Here is a 20,773-nt window from a genome sequence, read left to right on the forward strand (position 1 = left end):
TACCAGAACTATAAGAACACAATCTAATCATCTATTTGCATCACTCATTGCATACTGCAAATTAGAATTATTGAAAGTGAAAACCTCATTGAATCATTTTGCAATAAAACAAAAACTATTGTTAAAAGCCAATGTTTTAATGTTCAATGAACTTCAAATTTTGAAAGGTGCTACGTAAGATGAGTGACATAACTCCATAAATTTGAAGAGCTGTAATCTTTTGAACGTCAATGACGAGTCATTTGATCATGGCTAATTTCGCCTTGAAACATATTGGCTAAACCAGTCGATGTTGCATAGTGATTTTGACTTATCAAATAGTCGCTATAAATATCAAGAAGATCCAGTTTCATTTTTTGTCCTTAAAAACTTACAGACGAAAAATATGATGATTTCAAGCAGAAATCAACTATTGCTGCGTAACATCAGTTACCTCATTTTCTCCGTTTCGAATCCCGCTTGCTCTCCGGTTTTCGTTCTCTAAAAAGTGAGGGGTCAAAAAACAGCAATTCTCTAAAACCGAGGCAAATCCAGGGTTTGAGTACATGCGTACCTTCGCGCCTAGTGTTCGCATGTATCGGAGATGGAGAGGCTAAAAATGGAGATTTTAGGGGTAAAATGGCAAAATTGGAGAAAGTGAAGTACGGGTGTAATTATATACAGAAGCGCTGAAAAGCCCACAAATACTGAGGTTTATAGGGGCACTAACGCTAAAGCAGAAACACGCGAGAAAAGTTATTCCTCAAAAAACTGGCGGTGATCGGTTTCTCCTAACCTAACCAACTCCAAACTGGGGTGGTATAGTCATGTTTTCACTCTCTGAGGTGATTATAGATGCGTACCTGGAGAGTGTCAAATGAACGATTTTTGATTCTCTGAAAAAGTTTAGCGTATCCATAAAATCTCTATTTTCATGATCTTAAGCACACGCAACATGCTCCTGAAATTACACTATATCTAACTTTAAGGACATGCCGTGACCTATTTGTGATAAATTTGGTCACTATTGGGACAGAGCCGCTTATTTCGGGAGGTGGTGATAAGGGTTGCCATTATTAGCGATAATCATTTAAGTCGATAATAGTGCACTCTTGTGTTCTTTCAGGTGATGATGTCAAACTTTGCTATTATCGTATATTGACTTATTCGATAATAATTGGTATACTATATCTATTATCAAGAACAAAAGGTGTTAAATGGATATAGAGCAATCACCAAGCGGTCAGATCATTAAGGCCTCTACAGGCTATAAAGCCTTCATCCCAGCGGCTTTACCACCAAAACTTGAGTGGAATGATGCGCTTGTCTATAGTCTATCGCGCGCTGATTTCTTGCTCGGGAAATTGGCCCGTGAAGGCAGTAGATTGCCCAATCCTCATCTTCTATTGCGTCCATTTATAACCAGAGAAGCTGTTTTATCCAGCAGAATAGAAGGCACTCAGGCGACTTTAGGTGAAATTCTCGCGGCAGATAGCGGCGTAAATGTCAAACAAAACCCAGATGATTTGCAAGAAGTTCAAAATTACATCAAGGCATTAGATTACGGCATCAAAAGGTTGAAAGAATTACCATTATCTTTACGGCTAATCAAAGAAATTCATGGGTCTTTGATGCAGGGCGTAAGAGGCTCTCATGCGACACCTGGAGAATTTAGATGCACGCAGAATTGGATAGGTTCACCTGGGTGTACTCTTAACACAGCCAAGTTTGTACCTGTACCTCCTGATCATTTGATGGATGCTTTAAGCGAATTAGAGAATTTTTTACATAACAGGCAATTGCCGCCTCTTATTCACATTGCTCTGTGCCATTATCAATTTGAAGCCATACACCCATTCTTAGATGGTAACGGACGTGTTGGGCGGCTCCTTATTACCTTATTACTTATCGAGCAAAAAATGCTTCCTTCTCCTTTGTTATATTTATCGGCATTTTTTGAAGCAACCCGCGATGAGTACTACCGGCAGCTATATAATGTGAGCCGAGATGGCACGTGGCGTGATTGGCTCATCTATTTTCTTAATGGCGTTGCAGTTCAATCTGAAGATGTTTTGTCCAGGGCGGAGCGTATCAATGAATTATTACAGGCGTGGAAAATAATGGTAGCAAGCACCGGTTCATCAGTTGCGGTAGACATTGTAGAGCGGCTTGCGGTTAATCCTTATGTAACGATTAATAAAATTGCTCAAGATTTAGGGGTTGCCTACAGCACAGCACAAAGAGGCATCCAAAAACTTGAAATAGCCAACATTATTCAAAAGACTGCAGATAACAAGCGTGACAAAGTTTATTGTGCAAATGCAATACTGCAAATCTTAGAGGAGCCTACAAGGATTAGTGCTGAAGCTGATGGGTAGGCGCGAATAACATGAATGTAAAGAGGCTATATGACCACAATAATTGAAACAGAAAGGCTTATTTTAAGAACCTGGAAAAAAGAAGACGCAGATCCCTATTTTCAAATCAACCAAGATCCAAAAGTGATAGAATTTTTACGTGGACCATTAACCATGGAGCAAGTGAATGATTTCATCCCTGCTGTTAATAATCATGGGGATAAACATGGTTCACGTTATGGGCTGCCTGTCTAAAGGAAACCGAGGAATTGATGGGCTTTATCGGTCTCAATTACTCTGATTGGGAATCCACTTTTACCCCGGCAGTCGAGGTGGGTTGGAGACTTGGTTCTCAGTATTGGGGCAAAGGATATGCAACGGAAGGTGCCAAAGCTTCTCTGGAATATGGCTTTAAACAGTGCGGCCTTAAAGAAATCGTTTCTTTTACAGTGCCTGCAAATGTTAAGTCTTTAAGAGTCATGGAAAAGATAGGCTTAAAACGAGATTTAAACGGTGATTTTGCTCATCCAAAACTCGCGGCTGATCATAAACTTTCTCATCATGTTCTGTATAGATTAAGCGCTGATGAGTATATCAAATGAACACCTTCCATTCCAATATCATCAGCATTTACGGCGAAAAAGGCAGGCAGTGGTTAGGTCATTTGCCGAATCGCGTCGCACAACTAGCAAATACTTATGGACTGTCAAATTTAAAAGCAGTCAATAATTTAAGCTACAATTATGTGTTATCGGGTTTGCAAGGACCTCAGCCAATTATTTTAAAATTAGGATTGGATATTGATGGATTCAAACGTGAAGCCGCTGCCCTGATGGCATTTTCAGGCTTTGGTGTTGTCGAAATACTTTCAGAAAATAACGGCTTGCTTTTGGTTGAATGCGCAGTACCAGGCATCTCTTTAAAGTCCTATTTTCCTGATAACGATGATCAGGCAATTAATATCACAGCAAATGTTATCAACCGATTGCACAAAGCACCGATACCAAGCACCCATGCATTTCCACATATCAAAGATTGGCTTGAAGCATTAGATGGCGACCTAGAAATTCCAGTACACACGCTACAAAAAGCCAGAGAAATTCGTGACAAGCTTTTAAAAACGGCTGAGGCAGATGTTTTGCTCCATGGCGATCTGCATCATGATAATATTTTGCAAAATGTCAATGATTGGGTGGCGATCGATCCAAAAGGCGTTATTGGTGAGCTAGCCTATGAAGTAGCCGCTTTTATCCGCAATCCAATCCCGGAATTACTGAATCACGTTGATGCTACCACTATTATTCATAATCGCATCACTTACTTTGCTGAGGCCCTTACATTACACTCTGGGCGAATCATTGATTGGTGCTTCGTGCAAGCGGTGCTTGCATGGATTTGGGCGTTAGAGGATGGTTGTGATATGAGCTATTTTGCACAGCTAACAAAGATTTTTGATAAGATTCAGAATCACGATAAACAATAAATAATTACTGACATTCGATATTTCAGTTGATAGTGTTAGCCATATTGAATGGGTCATAACTGAGGCGCGAATGAACAGAATTCAAAAAATAAGTTCTTATTTATTGGTGGTTTTTAATATTTCAATCGCGATGATTCCCCTGTATCTGATTGTGCAGTGGATTTTTATTTCGCTTAAAACAACTGATGTATCGAATGTCATTAATTTTTTTGGAATGCTAGAAAAGACAATCCAAACACCCGAAGGATACGTCAACCTGAGCAATATTTCTTGGACGCCTCTGCTGCAACTGTTGGGCTTTAGTGCAGACATAATAGGACTTTTACCTCTCTTAATTAGCTTATTTATCCTGAAAGAGATTTTTAAAAATTATCAAATAGGGGAAGTCTTCAGTGTTAGGAATGCGATTCATTACCGAAGATTGGGGGCTTTATTTTTACTCGATGCATTACTCATCAAATCATTGAGCCAAACGTTGATGATTTTAGCGGTCACGATGACAAACCCTCCAGGGTCCAGATATTTATCCATCTCCTTTGGTACGCCCAATTTATCTTCGTTATTTTATGGAGTGCTCGTAATCGTCATATCGTGGGTTATGTTAGAAGCAAGCAAGCTTCATGATGAACATAAGTTCACAATATAGAGGAGTGGACTATAGGCATTATTGTGAATCTCGATGTTATGTTGGCTAAGCGAAAAATGAAACTGCAAGATTTAGCCGATCGTATTGATATTACGGTTCAAAACTTATCGATCCTAAAAACAGGCAAAGCAAAAGCCATAAGATTTTCAACACTGGAAAGCATTTGTGAAGCTTTAGATTGTCAGCCAGGGGATATTTTAGAATTTAAAAAGGACGTGTTATGAAAACTATGAGTCGATTATTACTGATGCTTTGCATCTGTTTTTCATCTTTTGCGGTTGCAGCTGCCGAGATTACCCCGCATAAATATACGGATGCAGAAAGACAAAATGGCGGTCCAAAATATGAAATACCGTCATCATCCCGCTTTACCACAAAAAGAATAGGCGCAGATTCCCCTGATATTGTTTATTATTTCAGCAAACCTTCAAGAGATAAGTTCCCAATTGCCATTTTAGTTGGTGGTTCATCTTTAGAAGACGACATTACAAGTATCATTCATTTTCATCGTTACTTTTTAAAAGAATTTTTAGATTTGGGTGTTGGCGTTATCACGATTGAGCAACAAGGCGTTGATGGTAATCAAGTTAACAAAACTGAATTCATGGAACATTACACAAGGTCTAATCGCTTGATTGATCACCGCACAGTTATTGAACATCTCAAAAACCATCCACCCAAGGGATGGAATGGAAAGCTCATTTTCCTTGGTGTTTCTGAAGGCGGCCCCATTGTGACAACGTTGACCACTGATTATTCATCAGATGCGCTTGCAACAATAAATTGGTCTGGTGCTGGAGATTGGTCTTGGCGTGATGAGCTTTGGATTTTTATGCAAGATATGATTAAAAACACTCCTTGGTATATCAAGTTAAGAGCCCAGCTTCCTTCATGGATGCCGTATTCACTTGATTTGTATTTTCCAAAATCTAGACCGGATCATGATCAAGCTATGGATGAAACAATTAAAAATCCAAGTGCCCATCTTAAGCTTGCCGGCATGACTTATAAATATCATCATGATGCTTTAATCGTTTACCCAAACCCAGAATATGATAAAATCAAAACCCCATATTTGATCGTAGCTGGCGTGAAAGATTCGATTATCGATTCATCTGATGCTTTTGTCCGGAAGGCAAAAGAAGTAGGCGCACCTGTAACTTATATGCGCATATCAGATATGGATCATTACGTCAGAAAAAAAGATGACGTCATTAACGATTCATTTGCGTGGCTTAAAAAGCAGCTTGAGAATTGATTGAGGGACAAGATTGTCCCCCAACACTCACCACTTTAAGCCCTACTTAAGAAGCACCCAAATTTCGGTTAAAGATTCCGTTTCGGCTACCTCATAATCAAAATTGTAATAGCAAAAGATGCAAGGCAAATCCCCCAGTTCTTCCCCGGACTGCGGTAACCAATCACGATAAATACTGTAAATCGTATCACCGATATTATCGCGTGAGCCTTTATGCATTGTAACAGCATATCTGCCGGCAGGTAGAGTGCGTTCTGTCACTTGATCATTCAATTTAAAATCTTGTGGAACGCTAAGGGCTAAATCAAAGCAAAACTCTTCTGGTTTCACCTCTCTTGGATCGTGGTAGCCAAAGCCAAAGGCTTCTCCCGGTTTCGGTTTTAAGTTAATGGGTTGTGCCTTTGCCCACGTAATAAGTTTATCAAGTGTGTCAGATAATCTCATGGGATCTCCATGATGCTCCATCAAAGCAACTCTTTTAGCTGACAGTTCTTTAATCGTTATCGTCATAATTTTTTCACCTTTAATATGCATAGGTTCCGGTGGATTTTCGAAGCTTTCCCAATTGCGTTCACGCCTAAATTCGCTGGGACTTTGTCCGCAAATTTGTTTAAAAGCCCGACTAAACGATTCATGGGATTCGAATCCAGCATCCAATGCAATGTTAATAATTGTTTCCTCTTTATGGACAATCAATTGATGAGCAGCCCGTTTTAGCCGCAGCCACTTGATATAGCCCATTAAAGGTAACCCAGTGTAAGCTGTAAACAACCGATGAAAATGATATTTTGAAAAACAAGCGATACGGCAAAGCTCATCCAGCTCAAGCTCTTCATCAAGATGCTTGCCTATGAAATCAATCACTCTGTCGACTCGTTCTTTATAACTCATAATATCCTAATGCTTCAGTTGTAACCGTCTACATGGATAAAAATACGACGTTTCTGTTTTTTATGCTTGACCACCATTGCTAATCTTCATTTAGTTATACTGCCATATGTAAAAGTTTAAGTAGCTTGCGAACAGAATCCATGACAGATAAGGAATCATAAGCAGCGATGCCGCTCTCATTTTTTTATAAGCTAGCCAAATGATAGTGACTACCAGAATATCCATAGCGACCAAAACTAGGAGGGAAAGTCTAGTTAAGTGGTAATGAAAAAACAAAGGAGTCCAGCCACAAGCGCCAATAATGCCGTATAAAATAGTCCAGGCAACCGGAAATACATAATTTGGCGGTGTCAGAGCGGAACGATTCAAAGTGCTGTACCAAGTGCTAATCTCGGGTTTGGTTAAAGAGCCAATGACTCCTCCAATCGCAATCAGCGCTGCAATCCAGATGATTAAAGAGAGGTGATTTTTAGTGCCTTGATTCATAGGTCGCATAAAATATCTTCGATAATTTTGTTCTTAAATGTTGCATGCTTATGAAGGCCAGCTGCTATGATTGCTGGGGCTAATTCTTTTATCATCTCAAGAGCGGCAGCTTTCTGAGTTTCATTTGAATTTGAATCCTCAAAAAGATCAATATTTTTTAGAAAAGCAGCTATTGACCCCTTGCGTACAGTCAGCCCATTTAGTTCTACAAAATTTTCGCTATCTGCTAAAATATCATCTGGTTTTATTGCGTTAGTAGTCATTACGATATCTCCTATAAAAAATTATTAATTAAACTCACATTTGTACCTTAAATTGCCATATGGCCCCGTAAAATCCATGACAGGTAAAGCCTGATTTAGCATAAAAATCTACTGATTCCGTGTCTGTTTCAGCCATAATTTTATACCCTTCATACTGTTTCTTTACCTCTTCTAAAAGCAATGTTCCAATCCCTTGTCTTTGGTATTTCAAAGGTACGCTGATGTGGCGAATGGTAATAATTTTAGTTGTTTTACAGAGGCCTAAAACTCCAACAAGAATATCACCTATAAAAGCACCTATGATCGCATGATCAGGATTTTTGTAGCTTCCAATTACCTCTAGAATTTTTTCTGGCGAAGGATTTCCAATTGCACCATAAATAACTGAAGGCAACCTTGCGTCATCAAGGCTTACAGATTTTATGATGATTTTATTTTCTGCATTCATACACAATAGACTCATCTTGTTCGGTTGGCGCAGAAGATTTATCAAAAGCTTTGAGTATTCTTATGTGTTTAAATCCCACAGCTTTTAGCATTTCCATCAGCTGATCCTGCTCATAAATCTTCACTCTCAGTTCTTCAATTTCTGTATGGATAATATTTCCCGCTTCCATCAGTTCATATTTGCAAAGGCTAGTACAGATATCGTTTTGCATTGTTGCAAGCTGGCTTAGGATAATTTTTTGGCCATTTGTTTTGGGCCATAACGAACCACGCCATATGCCTTCTTGAGGAACGGCTTGCATAGTTTCAGCCTCAAATAAGAAAATACCACCGTCGTTTAAATGGTCATAAATGACTTTAAGTGACTTCTCTACTTGAACAAGGTCAATGATTAAACAAAGGGAGCCACTGGGAATAAAAATCAAATTGTATTTTTCTGGACGTTTTAAATCTTCAACAAAACCTTTCCAAACGAGTGGTTTTAAATTTTTAGCCTCAGCCTTAACATGCAAGGCTTTGAGCATATTGTCACTGGCGTCAAAGCCATGCACATCAAATCCCTCTTCAAGTAATGGTAGCAAAAATCGTCCTGTGCCACACATCGGCTCTAAAATAGGAGCGTTCGAGTTCATGGCATAATCACGATAAAAAGCATAGGCATCTTCCGGTGGGTTTGGCTTGCTTAAATCGTAAACCTCTGTACAAAGGCTGAGATAAGTTTCTAAAGTTTTCTTCTTAATGTGTTTATCCATTCATTACCTCATATTTTTTAAAAAAATCCATAAGCCCTTCAATATCATTTTGGTAATGATAAACATGCCAACCGCAATCTTGTGCGCCGAGGGTGTTATTTTTTGTGTCATCAATCAACAAAAGCTCATGCGGAAGTAACGATAGTGCCTTTCCAATATGCTGAAAAAATCCTTGTTCCGGTTTAATAACTCCAATTTTATAAGATGCAAAACATTCTTTGAAATAAGAGCCAACCGTATCCAGAATATAAGCGGTGCGCAAAGCTTCTTGGTTCGTACCGAGATAACATGGGGTTTTTAAACTTTTTACCAAATCTAATATGTCATAATTCACATGATGATCGTTACTTAACCAATACTGGATATACTGCTCGGGTGTTATGCCCAGGTCTTTAAATAATTTTTCTTGGAAAATAATATGAAGATGATCATCCAGTTTGATTTTACCTCGAATGATGCTCTCCCATTTTTCTGAAAAAATAAGGGAGAAATGCTTTGATGTCAGACCAAGATCTTCTTTGACGCTCTGGCTCCATAAATAATTTTCGCTTTCATCGTGAGTTTTAAATACCACGCCATCGACATCAAAAATAATAGCCTTAATCTTGTTATTACTCACTCCACAACCTCATCAATAATTCGTTTTTGCAAACCAGCCTCAGAGCTGTTTTTATCTGCAATTTGGCACAGTTCAAAAGTTGCCTTCCAAAGTGCCCAGGCGCGGGCTCGGAGCCATGTATCAGTATCCATATCCATTTTTGATATAAAAACCTCACGAGCTTTGCCGGATAAATACGTCCAGGCAATTACTAAGTCACAGGCAGGATCACCAACAGCAGCGCCGCCAAAGTCAATAACTGCTGATAGTTTTCCACCATCCATCAGTATATTGCCAATCGCAAAATCCCCATGAATCCATACAGGCTTTTTATCCCATTTGGTAGCACAAGCCCGATCCCAAAAAGCTAATGCGTTTTCCTCATCTACAATCTCAGCCAGCTCTGCGATTTGTTCTCGAGCTCCTTTGTCATAAACAGTGACATGATCACCACGCCACCAGTTGTGTTGACCCGGTTCAGGGCCTTCCACATCATTAATTGCTTGTAGCTCTTTTAAAAACTTGGCGAGATCAAAGGCAAGTTGTTCTTTGTCTTGATCGGTTAAGGTTAGGAGATTGATGCTTTTGCCGGGCAACCATTTGTATATAGAAAATGGATAAGGATAATCTGTCGATGGATTTCCCATTTTAATCGGAGCTGGAATGTTAACGCTTAAAGGTTTTGCTAATTGTGGCAGCAGCTCTTGCTCTTTTGGAACTTTTAAAGCGTAATCTGCTGCTGTTGGCATACGAATGAGCATATGCTCGCCAAGCCTATAGGTGCGGTTATCATGCCCTTGTTTTTCAACATCTGTGATTTGCAAGTGAGAATATTCAGGAAATTGCTCCTCTATGAGTTTGCACGCAAGATCAAGGGTTGGCATAATCAATTTGTTGTTCATAGCTCCACCTCCATAAAGGTTACAGGATGAGACTTAAATTCATCCATACCGATTTTCTTCCATCCAAGGCGCTTGTAGTATTCAGGTGTCGTTGGATCAAAAGTAAACAAGTACAGCTTTTTAAAACCAAGTTCTTTTGCTTTTAGGGCTGTGATGTCAACCAGTATTTTTCCGATCCCCTGTTTTTGATGTTTAGGGGCTACTACCACATCTGCAAGCCATGGTCCTAAATCGGGGCGAAACTCCTCCTTAAGTTTAAATGTGCAAAATCCTACTGGAATTTCATCACACAACGCAACGAATGAAGTTGTTTCATCTGGATGATTGAGCTCATCATATGTCAATGACTCTATCTCTTGAATTGTCAGCTCTGGAAACCAAATTCTACCTAAAACGTCGTGCCAAATGTGAGCGAGTGCTGGTATAGCGTCTGGATGATTTTTCAGCAGGTCAATTTTGATCATAACTCCACCTCCATAACGGTTACAGGATGAGATTGGAATTCATCCATACCAATTTTCCTCCATCCAAGACGTTCATAGTATTCTGGTATGGTAGGATCAAAAGCAAACAAGTACAGTTTTTCAAAAACAAGCTCTTTTGCTTTCAGTACAGTCACATCAATCAGCATATTACCAATTCCTTGTCTCTGATATTTTGGATCAACCACAAGTGAACCGAGCCAAGGAGTAAGATCTGGACGAATACCATCATTTTCACGTAAACTACACATGCCAACCGGTAAATCGCCGTCTAATGCAACAAAAGTGATTGGTAAATCTTGATCATTCCGTGATTCTTTCAATCTTGTGATAACACGTTCAACTGGCACATCAGGAACCCAGATTTTACCTAATACTTCATGCCAAATGTGTGCAAGTTCGGGTATAGTGTTGGGATGGTTTTTAAGCAGTTCGATTTTGATCATGATGCTATCTCACTTATTAATTCTGGCATCAAAGTTTTTACCCTTAAAATTGTTGGTAATACTTGCATGACTTGTTCTATCCCAATATTTTTTTGCTCAAATTCTCTTTGATTGATAGACCGATTAATATTGTAAACCATCCAATTAATCCAATTTCCCATAACCCCATAAAATGCTGCTTCAACCGTTCGTTTTTCAATTAAACCTCCGGACTCCGAATAAGATTTAAGCATTTTATGGAACAAATTGATCTTGAGGTTGGTTGTCACGCCCGACCAATCTAACGCAGCATTTACAATTTCATATGTGGGGTTTAGTTTACGGGCCGATTCCCAATCAATTAATAGAGGGTCCTTTTTATCCGTCCACAAAACATTTTTTTGATCTAAGTCACCATGCCCAATTACTGTATATTTTTTAAGAATTTCAATTGAATCCAAGTAACTTTCATTAATTTCTAGGAGGGTAGATAAATGGGAATTTAAAATGTCACCAAATGGAAGCCGCATTTGAGTTGACTGCTTGATTAAGTTCGCAATGTGTTTATTATCATGGATATCAAATTCAGGTTCATCGATACCTTCAATACAGAGATTTATTAAATGCATTTTTGCAAGTATTCTGGCAATGATTAATGCTTGACCTTCGTTAATTTCATCTTTATCTAAAGCTTTCGCGTTAACCCAAGGGTACACAAGGTAGCCATATCCATCTGTAATTAAAAGATGTTTATCAGATTGCGAAAGAGCGCATACCCCAGGGATATTTTGAGCCATAAAACTTGAAGCTATTTGCTCGCTCAATTCATAATTTTTAATGACTTGCTCATTTTTCAAATCAATATCTTTTGATAGCTGCTTAATCGCATAGGAGCCTTTATCTGTATCAAGACGCCACATGAGATGCAGTAAGCCACCGTGTACTCTTGTGGGCGCTTGGATCGGTGTCCCAAGATTAAAATGATAGCAAATTGCTTTGATGTGATCCTTATTTGCAGACAGAAAACGTTTAATCAATAAATGGTGTGGTTTACCGGCACCGCTACAATCTGCACTCATCACAAAGTCAGCAATATGTTCAAAGCCTGCCTTTATATAAACATGCTTTGCTCTAGGATTATCACTAGCAGGGTCTATTATAAATGTATCGGCTGATTCATCGAATTCTTTTCTGAAGAAATCAAGAAATTCCGATAAGGTCTTGGCCCCATAGCCTTTGCCAAAATAATCTTTATCCCCAATCATGTAATCGATGCCATACGTATTACCGGTTTTTGAAAGGTGACTTAATTTAATATCATCGATGTGGTCTTCAGCTGTTTCTTGGATCGTCATTAACATTGCGAATGGGTGGCGATTCCAGCTTGCTATCCAATAAAAATACTTGCCTTCACAATAATTCGAAGGTTCTTTTCTGCCATTAACAAAATTTAAAATATCGTCTTTATGGCCTTGCGTATTATCCCAAAACTCCTGAACAAAAGGCTCTGCAAGCCAAACAAAAATAATATTAACGTGATTTACATTGGCTTTTTCAAAATTAATGCTCATGCCACTTGCTCCAAATATAATTTCATACCTTCGTGGCTGGCCTCGAAACCAAGCTTTTCATAGAAATGTTTTGCTTTTGGCCGCTTTTTGTTTGTTGTGAGCTGGACAATAGAAACATCGTTTTCCTTGGCATAAGAAATCGCTTGATTAAACATCCAAGAGCCTATTTTCTGGCCTCTATATTTCCCGGCTACCCTGACCGCTTCTATTTGCATACGGGTGCTGCCGATAAAAGTGAGTGATGGCATAATGGTGAGGTGGCAAGTGCCAATAATTTCATCGTCATTTTCTATGACCATTAAATATTGATTTGGATCGCTATCGATTTTGTAAAATGCTTTGATGTAGTTTTCATGCACTGCAGCTGATTTTGATTCTCTTGTGCTCCCTAGTTCATCTTCTAAGAGCAGCTCTATAAGACGTGGTAAATCAGCAATTCTTGCTTTTCTGTGGGTGAGATTGTTCATAAACTACCTTTTAATTTTTGTATAAAACGCCTCATGTGAGGATCTGATTTTTCGTAAGGCACCTCATTAAGATGAAACCAACCGATGTCATTGAATTCCTCTTTGTCAAATTCATAAACTTTATTACTATCTCCTTTGAGCACATACCATAAACTGACGTCTGTATGCCCCGCTGTTAGCCCTACAGTTAATGTTGATGTTAAAAAGAGTGGATGTGGTGACCAAAAATCAGCTGTAACGTTAAGCTCTTCTAAACATTCCCGTTCCACTGTAGTTTTTGGATCTTCATCAATTTCTACATGCCCTCCACTTGGCAGCCAAAGAAGAGCTTTCTTATGATCGACAAGGAGTATTTTTTGATGAACGTCATCGAAGAGTACAAAATAAGATACTAAATGTTTATTTGGGACATCAGGCTTTTGAACCCGAAAAATAGGCTCGCCACTTTCAATCCAAAGACACGTATCATTAATATGTTCTTGTTCAACATCGTCATAGGGGATAATGGCGCTGATAAGGGTATGAATATGTTCCCTGATGGAGTTACTGTACAAAGCAAGATTAGTCTTTTATCTGTCATCCTCACCTACCAAACTTTTCCAAGAATATTGTCATACGAAATTGGGCCAAAAACGCGGCTATCATCATGATGAGCCGATAAATTATCTGATAGAACATACACATGTCTGGATGGGATTTTTGCGGGGCTTTCAATCCCATAATGACCATATCGCCAATCCTGCCAATTTCTCTGGATAGAGTCAGAATAAATCTTATTATCTAACGAGATGGTATTATCAGTAATTTTAATTTCTTGATTTTCTAGCCCTACAATTTTTGAAACCCATATTTTATCTTCATGGCGAAATATAATAATATCTCCCATTTTATAGGTGCTAAGCTTATAATGAAGGTGATTAACGAAATATAATTGACCATCTTTTATGGCTGGCTCCATGCAATTGCCTTTTTCTCCATTAATCCCGCTAATACGGTATGGGCTTGCTATAAAAAAGTAGATGAATACGGATACAGCAACAAACAAAACTGCCAATATTATTTTTTTAAACATGATTTAACTCCTTAAAAATTGTCCCTTGGTGATAGAGGATCTTCCACGCACCATGTATGTGTCGCCAAAGTGTTGATCTTCTTGTGACTCTTGTTTTGTCTTGGATAAGAATGTATGTCAGTAAATAATTATCCGATGCAATTGTGGTTAGTTCAAAGTCTTTTGCTTCCCAAATATCTTGATAATCTGGGTTGTTATAGCGCTCGAATAGAGTTTCTATAACGTCTCGTTTGGTATAGACATTACCTGATGCACCGACTTCCCAAAATTCATCACACATTTGGTTTTCAATATCTTGTTTTGTTTTTCCAAATTTTTCAGGATGATGAAAGATTGGCTCTCTTGATTTAAGTTCATCGAGGATTTTGTTTGTATTTTCTTCTGACTTGCTATCAAATAAATTTTTCCTCATGATGAACTGTTTGTAACCCATAAACCCTTTATCAAGAGTGGCGATCTCCAGATATCCATACTTTTTATAGAAATCCTTTGCCTGAAATTCGGTGGTGTCTAATTGAATTATTTTGCACTTTTTAGATAATGCATATTCTTCAAGTACATTGATAATATTTTTGCCTACCCCTTTTAATCTATGCTCTTGGTCAACCCATAGAAGGTGCAGGGCACACAATTCACCAAGGATATCTCCACACAAGCCAGCAATAATATCTTCAGATTCATTTTTAACGAATAATACAAAATTCTCTCTGGAATAAGATCCAATTTTTGATTCATTGTGCGCCTTTAAACCTTTAAGAATAATTTTGCTCGCATATTCATTATCTGATTCACCTAAATATATTCGATAATTATTTTTTAATTCTTTTAAGAGAACTGGTTTCAGGATTTTTGCCTTTTTGGATGCATCTGACCTGAATCCATTCCAAAATAATCCACCATAAGGTTCTAGAATTTTCATTACTAATAATTCTAATGCAGCAGAATGACCAGTTTGGAAGAGACTCTCAAAGGCTTGCGTGAATTCTAAAGCAAGATCGGGATTATCGCTTTTAAGATAACGGATAATTGATTTACCGCTGGCGCACCACTTATTTTGGCTTCTAAAATAAAATTGCCCCAGAGCTTCAAGTAACCATGCGGCGGATGCAATCTGCTCATCGCGCCCGGTTGGATATTTAATATCATCCAGAACATCGGTAATTAAAAATCGTTCTTTGTTGATTTGTTCTTGGTCCCAAATAGCTGGCCCTGCATTCAAAACTTCTTGCGCAAGTATTTTAATATTTTTTGAAAAAGCGCTGGGGTTGGTTACCTCACGTCCATTCAAAATCATATAGCAGAGGCCAGAAATGCCATTCCCGGTTCTTGATTCTTCAAAAAAATACCGCAAGGTATCAAGATCATGAATAAATGCATCAATTGGCCAACCGTCGTAAATAAAGGCTTCTCGATAAGCGTGGGCTACTTCTTCAAAAACAATCACAAGATCTAGATCGGATGCACTTGTTCCCTGATTAACTGAAACTGATCCTGCCCAGAATATGGCTTTAGCATCAGGATAGCGTTCTTTAATAAGCTTTTGGATGGTTGGCAACGGGTCGTTTCTTAAGGATAAATCCTTTATCATCCACGTCTCACCAGTATCTTCCTGTTCTGATACCTTCTTGAAGCCTGCTTTTTCGTAAGCTTTAATGACGGCAATATTGCTTGAATCTGGATCGGCAAACATATGACTATACTGGCCGCCATATAATTTAAGGAATTCTAAAATTGCTTTTGAGCCCAAGCCTTGCTTCAGCACCTCTTCTTCGCCAATAAAAATGTCAAATTTACCAAGATTTGAAGGCAAGCCTAACAGTGGTTTGCTCCTAAGAAAATCGTATGCATTATAAATCTGGATGTACCCAAAAAAATTTTGGTCGCTATAGATAATGAAAGCCTGAATAGGTTTCTGTACACCACCTTCAAGCTTATAGCCTTTAACATATGAACTATATTTTTCACGCACCAACTCGATTGTATAAGTCACATCCTGATCCCACCATTTTTTGACATGAGGCGACTCCAACCACTTTAACAGGAGTGGAAAATGGGATTCATTGAGTGGTTTGAAGGTAATGGTCATAATTTACTCCTACTTTCCTAAGACTTTAAATGCTTTTGGCACAGGGTTATCGTCAATATACTTCAGTATCAGGCGGGCCGCTTCAAAAGAAGAGATAGCAGTTGTATCCACCTTAAAATCATATGAATTTAAAACGCCTTGATGCGCTCTATCAATCTGATCATTTGATAGACCAATGCACCGATCACGTCTTAAAACTTCGCGTTCTTGCATAACTGCTAGATCGCAGAAAACGCCTATGTAATAAACTGTATGACTAAATGATGTGCATACGCTTTTAATGCTTCTTCATCAAATATCACTTCGTCGATAATGAGGTTGTTTCTGCGGTCTGCGAGCATTTCAGCAAACTGCGGCATAATGCTAAATAGCTTCACGCTTTCCGGACCTGATTCGACATGCATTATTGGGTCATGCTCATTTTTCCCTGGAATAAATTTCAAGTATGGCTCTTGTCTTCCGAAGGGAATCATATCAATAAATGTATCAACACCAAAAGTCAGCCATAGATCTGGACTTTCGTGCTGAATGGCCTTTGCAATGGAAGTCTTTCCGCTAGAGCCACACCCGTTTAAGAAAATAATTTTACTCATGCTGCATCCGCTATTTGTTGTTGTAAAATGCTGCGTAAATGCTCATCAAACCCTTGCTTATTTTCCCCTAAACTCACGAAAAAGGATTCTTCGGCCTTGAGTAAATCTTTTGCTGCACCTTGGATTTTAGCGCTACCTGTATCTGTTAATTCTGAAAACTTTGATCGCTCGTCACCTTCCTTTTGAGAGCGCTTGAGTAATCCTCTTTTCTCTAGGGCGCGCAACACCTGAGACGTCATGGTCACATCAAAGCTCAAAAACTTGGCGAGGTCATTTTGCGATACATCAGACTTATCTTTCTTCAAAAATCCTAATGTCATCAAAAGCATAAACTGAACATGCGTAAGATCATGAGGCAAAAGAGTACTTTCAATCTTGCGCTTCCACGCAAAATAAGCAGAATAGAGCAAGAACCCTGACACTTCGTTCATGTTGATCCAGTTCGTTTTTGGTGACTTTTTCATTGTTTTGCTCTCCGATTAATTGCTTGGTGCATATTGTAGGTTGATAGTGACTCTGTGCTGATACATGTAAATGATCTCCTCTTAACAACTATTTTGTATAAAACATACTGTCTACGCACAGAATATATTTGCATAAAACAGCAAAGTATGTCAAGATAAAGCTGCACACAAGGGGCAATAAAATAATTTTGGAATTGAATAAAATGACGACACTTTTTGATTTACAGGGTAAAACAGTCATCATCACCGGGGCTTCGAGTGTTCTTTGAGAGGTAAATCGTGATAGAGAAGGAAAATAATATGAATAAACAGAATATTGCTCTCGTTACAGGTGCATCTTCTGGAATCGGCGAAGCATTGACTCGGGAGTTGATATCCAAAGATTGGATTGTCGTTGGAATAGCTCGCAGGGTAGAGAAACTGAATGCAATAAAAAATGAAATGGGGCCTTCATTCATCCCTATACCATGTGATATTTCAGACAAGTCTGATATTCGTAGAGCTTGCCAAAATATTCTTGATCAAGGTCTTTGTCCCAATCTTTTCTTCTTGAATGCAGGTATCGCAGGTGAAAAAGTTATTGAAAACCCTGAAGCGTTTACAGTTGAAATACATGAACGCATTATGGCAGTCAATTACTTTGGCGTTTTAGCCTTTGTTGAATTTTTTGAAAAACCATGCCTGCACAACGGCGGTGCTCACTTTATTGTGACAAGTTCGATCAATGCAATTTTTGCACCACCTACCGGGAGTGCTTATTGTGCATCAAAAGCAGCTATTTCAAAAGCTTTTGAGAGTTTATCGCTTACTTATTATGGAAGAAACTTGATCTTCTCGTCCATTTATACGGGTCCCGTGGCAACAGATGGTCTTAAAGGAAACTTTCCCTTTACACGGAGTGCTGAAAAAATGGCAAAGTATATGTGTAAGTTCTCTGAGCTCAAAAAATCACGAAGTTACCCATCTCTTTTCTATTTTATCATTAGCCATCTATTACGCGTCTTGCCTGATGGTGTAGTGATGCGTATTTTAAAAAAGATGTAAGAATTTTTTGAGGAAAGAGTTATGAATAAATTTATACACATGATTAAAGGAACGCCATTATACGTCTGGACCATATTATGCTATTTATTGTTTGTAGGCATTAAGAGTATAAAAACGAGGGTTATTTATCTACCTAAGCTCTTTATCATTCCATTAATATTGCTGACCATTAAGTATAAAACGCTTCTTTCAGATGATGCTTTGGTATTTTGTCTCGTAATTATGGGAGGCAGCATAGCAAGCTTCTTTATAAACACAGGAAATACAATAAAGGTTATAAAAAAAGAATGGTCAATTGAAGTTCCTGGGGGGTATGGAACGCTTATAGTATTGCTTTCCTTTTTTATTGTTAAATATTATTTTGGCTATTTAAAGTCGACAGATCCAGACTTGTTTCTTAAATACTCTATTATTGAAAGTGTAATAAGTGGATTATTTTCTGGCTATTTTATAGGACGGGCACTGCGTTATACGTATAAATATTTGAAGGTTGCAAAATGAAAAAGAGAATATTAATCAACATGCAAAAAATAGATCGTGTTGAAATTAAACCTTATGACCCAAATTGGCCTCATATTTTTGAAAAAGAGGCGGAGCTTATTAGGCAAGCCTTGGGTGGTAATTGTTTGGCAATTCACCATATTGGCTCAACATCAGTACCAGGTTTAGCTGCTAAGCCTAAGATAGACATTATCGCAGTTGTCCGAAATTTGTTTTTTGATAAATCACAATTAGAGGCTATAGGGTATAAATATAGGGGTGGTTTTAATATCCCTCTCCGAAGAAGCTTCACAATAAGAACAGCTGATAGAAATATCAATCTTCACGTTTTTGAAGAAAACGATCCTGAAATTGAATTAAATATTTTATTTAGGGATCATTTGCGGAAAAACCCTAGCGCTAGGGATGAATATGAGCTGCTAAAATATAAATTGATTGCAGAAGACTCGAATCATGAGAAAAACGACTCTATTTATAGAGGATATACTCTTGGTAAACACGATTTTATTCAAAGCATATTAAATCAGTCTGGCTTTAATAAACACCGATTTGTGCTATGCACCCACGCTTTAGAATGGGCTGCAGCCAAACATTTCCGGGACACTTATTTCTTTGGCCCGCACGGTATTGATGATCCTTACACATGGACGTTTAACCATTCGGAGCATGCTCATCTTGTTTTATATCAAGGCACAGAGATCGTTGCTTACGCCCATATTCAGTTCTGGCCAGATCAAAGAGCGGCCATTCGTATTATTGCCACTGATGAGAATAAGCGAAATCAAAGCTTCGGAAGCAGGTTTTTGACACTTATAGAGAAGTGGTTAAAAAGTTTAGGGGTTAAAAGCATTCATGCTGAATCCAGACAAAGCAGTTTAAGATTCTATCTCAAAAACGGCTATACAGAAGTGCCGTTTAATGATCCCGAAAACCATGAATCCGATCCAAACGATGTTCCCGTGGGTAAGTTGTTATGATAAAGATTGAAACAATTACACCAGATTTGGCTGAAGGACTCTGCCGCAAAATTACAGTTGATTTGCCGGAATATTTTGGGTTGCCTGAAGTGAACGAGCATTATGCTATTGGAGTTCGTTCTCGGCTCAATCTGGCTGCGCGTGTAGGTGAAGAATATGTTGGTCTTATTTCAATAGATTTCCCTTATCCTGAAAATGCCAACATCTATTGGATGGGTATTTTACAAGATTACCACCGAGCAGGGATAGGAAAAATATTATCTTACGAAGCTTTTAAGCAGGCCAAAAATAGAGGCGCTAAAACAATTTCTGTCGAAACTTTATCGCCTGAGGAAGCGGATAAAAATTACTTAAAAACATATCATTTCTACAAATCCTTAGGCTTTGCTCCATTATTCAACTTAAAGCATCAAGGCTATGAGTGGAATATGGTTTATATGCTCAAAAGCCTGGATAATCTTGACTCAACCAGAACAAGTGAAGTATTCATTCGCTCACTTATCAAAGAAGACATTGTAGCTATATCTGAGGCTTTTAACCAAATCGGTTGGAATAAACCGCCATCGCTTTTCGAAGAATATTTGAAGGAACAAGAAGGGGGTGAGCGATTAATTTGGGTAGCTCACGTCCACGATGAATTTGCAGGTTATGTAACCTTACAATGGCAATCACAATATCCGTCATTTAAAGCGCAAAGCATCCCAGAGATTATGGATTTAAATGTATTGCCTTCATTCAGAAAAATGGGCATTGGTTCCTTGCTGCTTGATTGTGCTGAAAAAGAAGCTGCAACAAAAAGCCAAATCATTGGTATCGGGGTTGGCCTATATGCAGGTGCAGATGGCGGCTATGGGGCGGCTCAAAGGCTTTATATAAAGCGCGGCTATATCCCAGATGGCCAAGGTGTTACTTACAATTACCAGTCAACAATCCCAGGTAATAGCTATACGCTTGATGATGACCTGGTGCTGTGGTTTACGAAGAAATTGAGGTGAGAGGTTTTATGATAAATATTTTAAATTACCTCTT

General features: G+C 38.5%; 24 protein-coding genes and 4 pseudogenes. 11 read left to right on the forward strand and 17 right to left on the reverse strand.

The window, feature by feature from the left end; translation table 11 throughout:
* Positions 1-178: pseudogene (locus P618_RS09180) on the forward strand (IS701 family transposase); the annotation flags it as partial.
* A gap of 52 nt (positions 179-230) precedes the next feature.
* Here P618_RS09180 and P618_RS08790 read toward each other — a convergent pair.
* Positions 231-353, reverse strand: a pseudogene (locus tag P618_RS08790) (IS701 family transposase); the annotation flags it as partial.
* Positions 354-1,196: 843 nt separating this feature from the next.
* Between P618_RS08790 and P618_RS02075 the strand changes: the two are divergent.
* The 6 genes and pseudogenes from P618_RS02075 (at position 1,197) to P618_RS02100 (ending at position 5,723) form a co-directional block, all read left to right on the forward strand.
* On the forward strand, positions 1,197-2,357 hold the full coding sequence (locus P618_RS02075) for a Fic family protein (RefSeq protein ID WP_021827453.1): 1,161 nt from the start codon (positions 1,197-1,199) through the stop codon (positions 2,355-2,357).
* Between the two features lie 30 nt (positions 2,358-2,387).
* Positions 2,388-2,938 (forward strand): annotated as a pseudogene (locus P618_RS09185) (GNAT family N-acetyltransferase).
* Positions 2,935-3,819, forward strand: coding sequence for an aminoglycoside phosphotransferase family protein (locus P618_RS02085; protein ID WP_021827456.1), 885 nt, complete (start codon positions 2,935-2,937; stop codon positions 3,817-3,819). The pseudogene P618_RS09185 and the gene P618_RS02085 overlap by 4 nt, the downstream one beginning before the upstream one ends.
* 70 nt (positions 3,820-3,889) lie before the next feature.
* A complete protein-coding gene (locus P618_RS02090) occupies positions 3,890-4,465 on the forward strand; it encodes a DUF2975 domain-containing protein (RefSeq protein WP_024161089.1) in 576 nt (191 codons plus the stop codon).
* An 11-nt stretch (positions 4,466-4,476) separates the two neighbouring features.
* A complete protein-coding gene (locus tag P618_RS02095; RefSeq protein ID WP_040458267.1) occupies positions 4,477-4,689 on the forward strand; it encodes a helix-turn-helix domain-containing protein in 213 nt (70 codons plus the stop codon).
* A 5-nt stretch (positions 4,690-4,694) separates the two neighbouring features.
* Positions 4,695-5,723, forward strand: coding sequence for an alpha/beta hydrolase (locus tag P618_RS02100; RefSeq protein WP_162147058.1), 1,029 nt, complete (start codon positions 4,695-4,697; stop codon positions 5,721-5,723).
* Positions 5,724-5,765: 42 nt separating this feature from the next.
* Here P618_RS02100 and P618_RS02105 read toward each other — a convergent pair whose 3' ends face one another.
* From P618_RS02105 to P618_RS02190, 16 genes and pseudogenes are all read right to left on the reverse strand, one after another.
* Complete coding sequence (locus tag P618_RS02105) at positions 5,766-6,614, reverse strand: AraC family transcriptional regulator (RefSeq protein WP_021827460.1); 849 nt, start codon at positions 6,612-6,614, stop codon at positions 5,766-5,768.
* A 90-nt stretch (positions 6,615-6,704) separates the two neighbouring features.
* Positions 6,705-7,100, reverse strand: a complete 396-nt coding sequence (locus P618_RS02110; RefSeq protein WP_021827461.1) for a TspO/MBR family protein — start codon at positions 7,098-7,100, stop codon at positions 6,705-6,707.
* Positions 7,097-7,363 carry a hypothetical protein gene (locus P618_RS02115; protein WP_021827462.1) on the reverse strand — a complete coding sequence of 89 codons (267 nt, stop codon included), beginning with the start codon at positions 7,361-7,363 and terminating at the stop codon, positions 7,097-7,099. The genes P618_RS02110 and P618_RS02115 overlap by 4 nt, the downstream gene beginning before the upstream one ends.
* Before the next feature lie 34 nt (positions 7,364-7,397).
* The gene (locus P618_RS02120) at positions 7,398-7,811 is read right to left on the reverse strand and encodes a GNAT family N-acetyltransferase (RefSeq protein ID WP_021827463.1); all 414 of its coding nucleotides are present in this window, start codon (positions 7,809-7,811) and stop codon (positions 7,398-7,400) included.
* Entirely contained in the window at positions 7,795-8,562 is a 768-nt protein-coding gene (locus P618_RS02125) for a class I SAM-dependent DNA methyltransferase (protein WP_021827464.1), read from the reverse strand. The genes P618_RS02120 and P618_RS02125 overlap by 17 nt, the downstream gene beginning before the upstream one ends.
* The gene (locus P618_RS02130) at positions 8,555-9,181 is read right to left on the reverse strand and encodes an HAD family hydrolase (RefSeq protein ID WP_021827465.1); all 627 of its coding nucleotides are present in this window, start codon (positions 9,179-9,181) and stop codon (positions 8,555-8,557) included. The genes P618_RS02125 and P618_RS02130 overlap by 8 nt, the downstream gene beginning before the upstream one ends.
* On the reverse strand, positions 9,178-10,062 hold the full coding sequence (locus P618_RS02135) for an aminoglycoside phosphotransferase family protein (protein ID WP_024161092.1): 885 nt from the start codon (positions 10,060-10,062) through the stop codon (positions 9,178-9,180). The genes P618_RS02130 and P618_RS02135 overlap by 4 nt, the downstream gene beginning before the upstream one ends.
* Positions 10,059-10,526 carry a GNAT family N-acetyltransferase gene (locus tag P618_RS02140; RefSeq protein ID WP_021827467.1) on the reverse strand — a complete coding sequence of 156 codons (468 nt, stop codon included), beginning with the start codon at positions 10,524-10,526 and terminating at the stop codon, positions 10,059-10,061. Before P618_RS02140 ends, P618_RS02135 begins: the two co-directional genes overlap by 4 nt.
* Complete coding sequence (locus P618_RS02145) at positions 10,523-10,990, reverse strand: GNAT family N-acetyltransferase (protein ID WP_021827468.1); 468 nt, start codon at positions 10,988-10,990, stop codon at positions 10,523-10,525. The genes P618_RS02140 and P618_RS02145 overlap by 4 nt, the downstream gene beginning before the upstream one ends.
* A complete protein-coding gene (locus P618_RS08380; protein WP_021827469.1) occupies positions 10,987-12,540 on the reverse strand; it encodes a GNAT family N-acetyltransferase in 1,554 nt (517 codons plus the stop codon). The genes P618_RS02145 and P618_RS08380 overlap by 4 nt, the downstream gene beginning before the upstream one ends.
* On the reverse strand, positions 12,537-13,007 hold the full coding sequence (locus P618_RS02160; RefSeq protein WP_021827470.1) for a GNAT family N-acetyltransferase: 471 nt from the start codon (positions 13,005-13,007) through the stop codon (positions 12,537-12,539). The genes P618_RS08380 and P618_RS02160 overlap by 4 nt, the downstream gene beginning before the upstream one ends.
* Positions 13,004-13,561, reverse strand: a complete 558-nt coding sequence (locus P618_RS02165) for an NUDIX domain-containing protein (RefSeq protein ID WP_021827471.1) — start codon at positions 13,559-13,561, stop codon at positions 13,004-13,006. The genes P618_RS02160 and P618_RS02165 overlap by 4 nt, the downstream gene beginning before the upstream one ends.
* A gap of 32 nt (positions 13,562-13,593) precedes the next feature.
* Complete coding sequence (gene lepB / locus P618_RS02170) at positions 13,594-14,079, reverse strand: signal peptidase I (protein ID WP_021827472.1); 486 nt, start codon at positions 14,077-14,079, stop codon at positions 13,594-13,596.
* Positions 14,072-16,165, reverse strand: coding sequence for a GNAT family N-acetyltransferase (locus P618_RS08385; protein ID WP_021827473.1), 2,094 nt, complete (start codon positions 16,163-16,165; stop codon positions 14,072-14,074). The genes lepB and P618_RS08385 overlap by 8 nt, the downstream gene beginning before the upstream one ends.
* A 9-nt stretch (positions 16,166-16,174) precedes the next feature.
* Positions 16,175-16,758 (reverse strand): annotated as a pseudogene (locus tag P618_RS08560) (chloramphenicol phosphotransferase CPT family protein).
* On the reverse strand, positions 16,755-17,222 hold the full coding sequence (locus P618_RS02190) for a MarR family winged helix-turn-helix transcriptional regulator (RefSeq protein ID WP_024161093.1): 468 nt from the start codon (positions 17,220-17,222) through the stop codon (positions 16,755-16,757). The pseudogene P618_RS08560 and the gene P618_RS02190 overlap by 4 nt, the downstream one beginning before the upstream one ends.
* 300 nt (positions 17,223-17,522) lie before the next feature.
* Here P618_RS02190 and P618_RS02195 point away from each other — a divergent pair, with 300 nt between their 5' ends.
* Genes P618_RS02195 through P618_RS02210 form a run of 4 tightly spaced genes read left to right on the forward strand, consistent with a single transcriptional unit; the run spans position 17,523 to position 20,739 of the window.
* Complete coding sequence (locus tag P618_RS02195; RefSeq protein WP_024161094.1) at positions 17,523-18,266, forward strand: SDR family NAD(P)-dependent oxidoreductase; 744 nt, start codon at positions 17,523-17,525, stop codon at positions 18,264-18,266.
* Positions 18,267-18,287: 21 nt separating this feature from the next.
* Positions 18,288-18,767 (forward strand): hypothetical protein, encoded by a 480-nt coding sequence (locus P618_RS02200; protein ID WP_021827478.1) that lies wholly within the window; start codon positions 18,288-18,290, stop codon positions 18,765-18,767.
* Positions 18,768-18,787: 20 nt separating this feature from the next.
* Positions 18,788-19,744: a GNAT family N-acetyltransferase gene (locus P618_RS02205; protein ID WP_021827479.1), complete on the forward strand. Its 957-nt coding sequence runs from the start codon at positions 18,788-18,790 to the stop codon at positions 19,742-19,744.
* Positions 19,741-20,739, forward strand: coding sequence for a GNAT family N-acetyltransferase (locus P618_RS02210; protein WP_021827480.1), 999 nt, complete (start codon positions 19,741-19,743; stop codon positions 20,737-20,739). The genes P618_RS02205 and P618_RS02210 overlap by 4 nt, the downstream gene beginning before the upstream one ends.
* Positions 20,740-20,773 lie beyond the last annotated feature (34 nt).

The sequence above is a fragment of the Holospora obtusa F1 genome (assembly GCF_000469665.2).
Lineage (GTDB): Bacteria > Pseudomonadota > Alphaproteobacteria > Holosporales > Holosporaceae > Holospora > Holospora obtusa.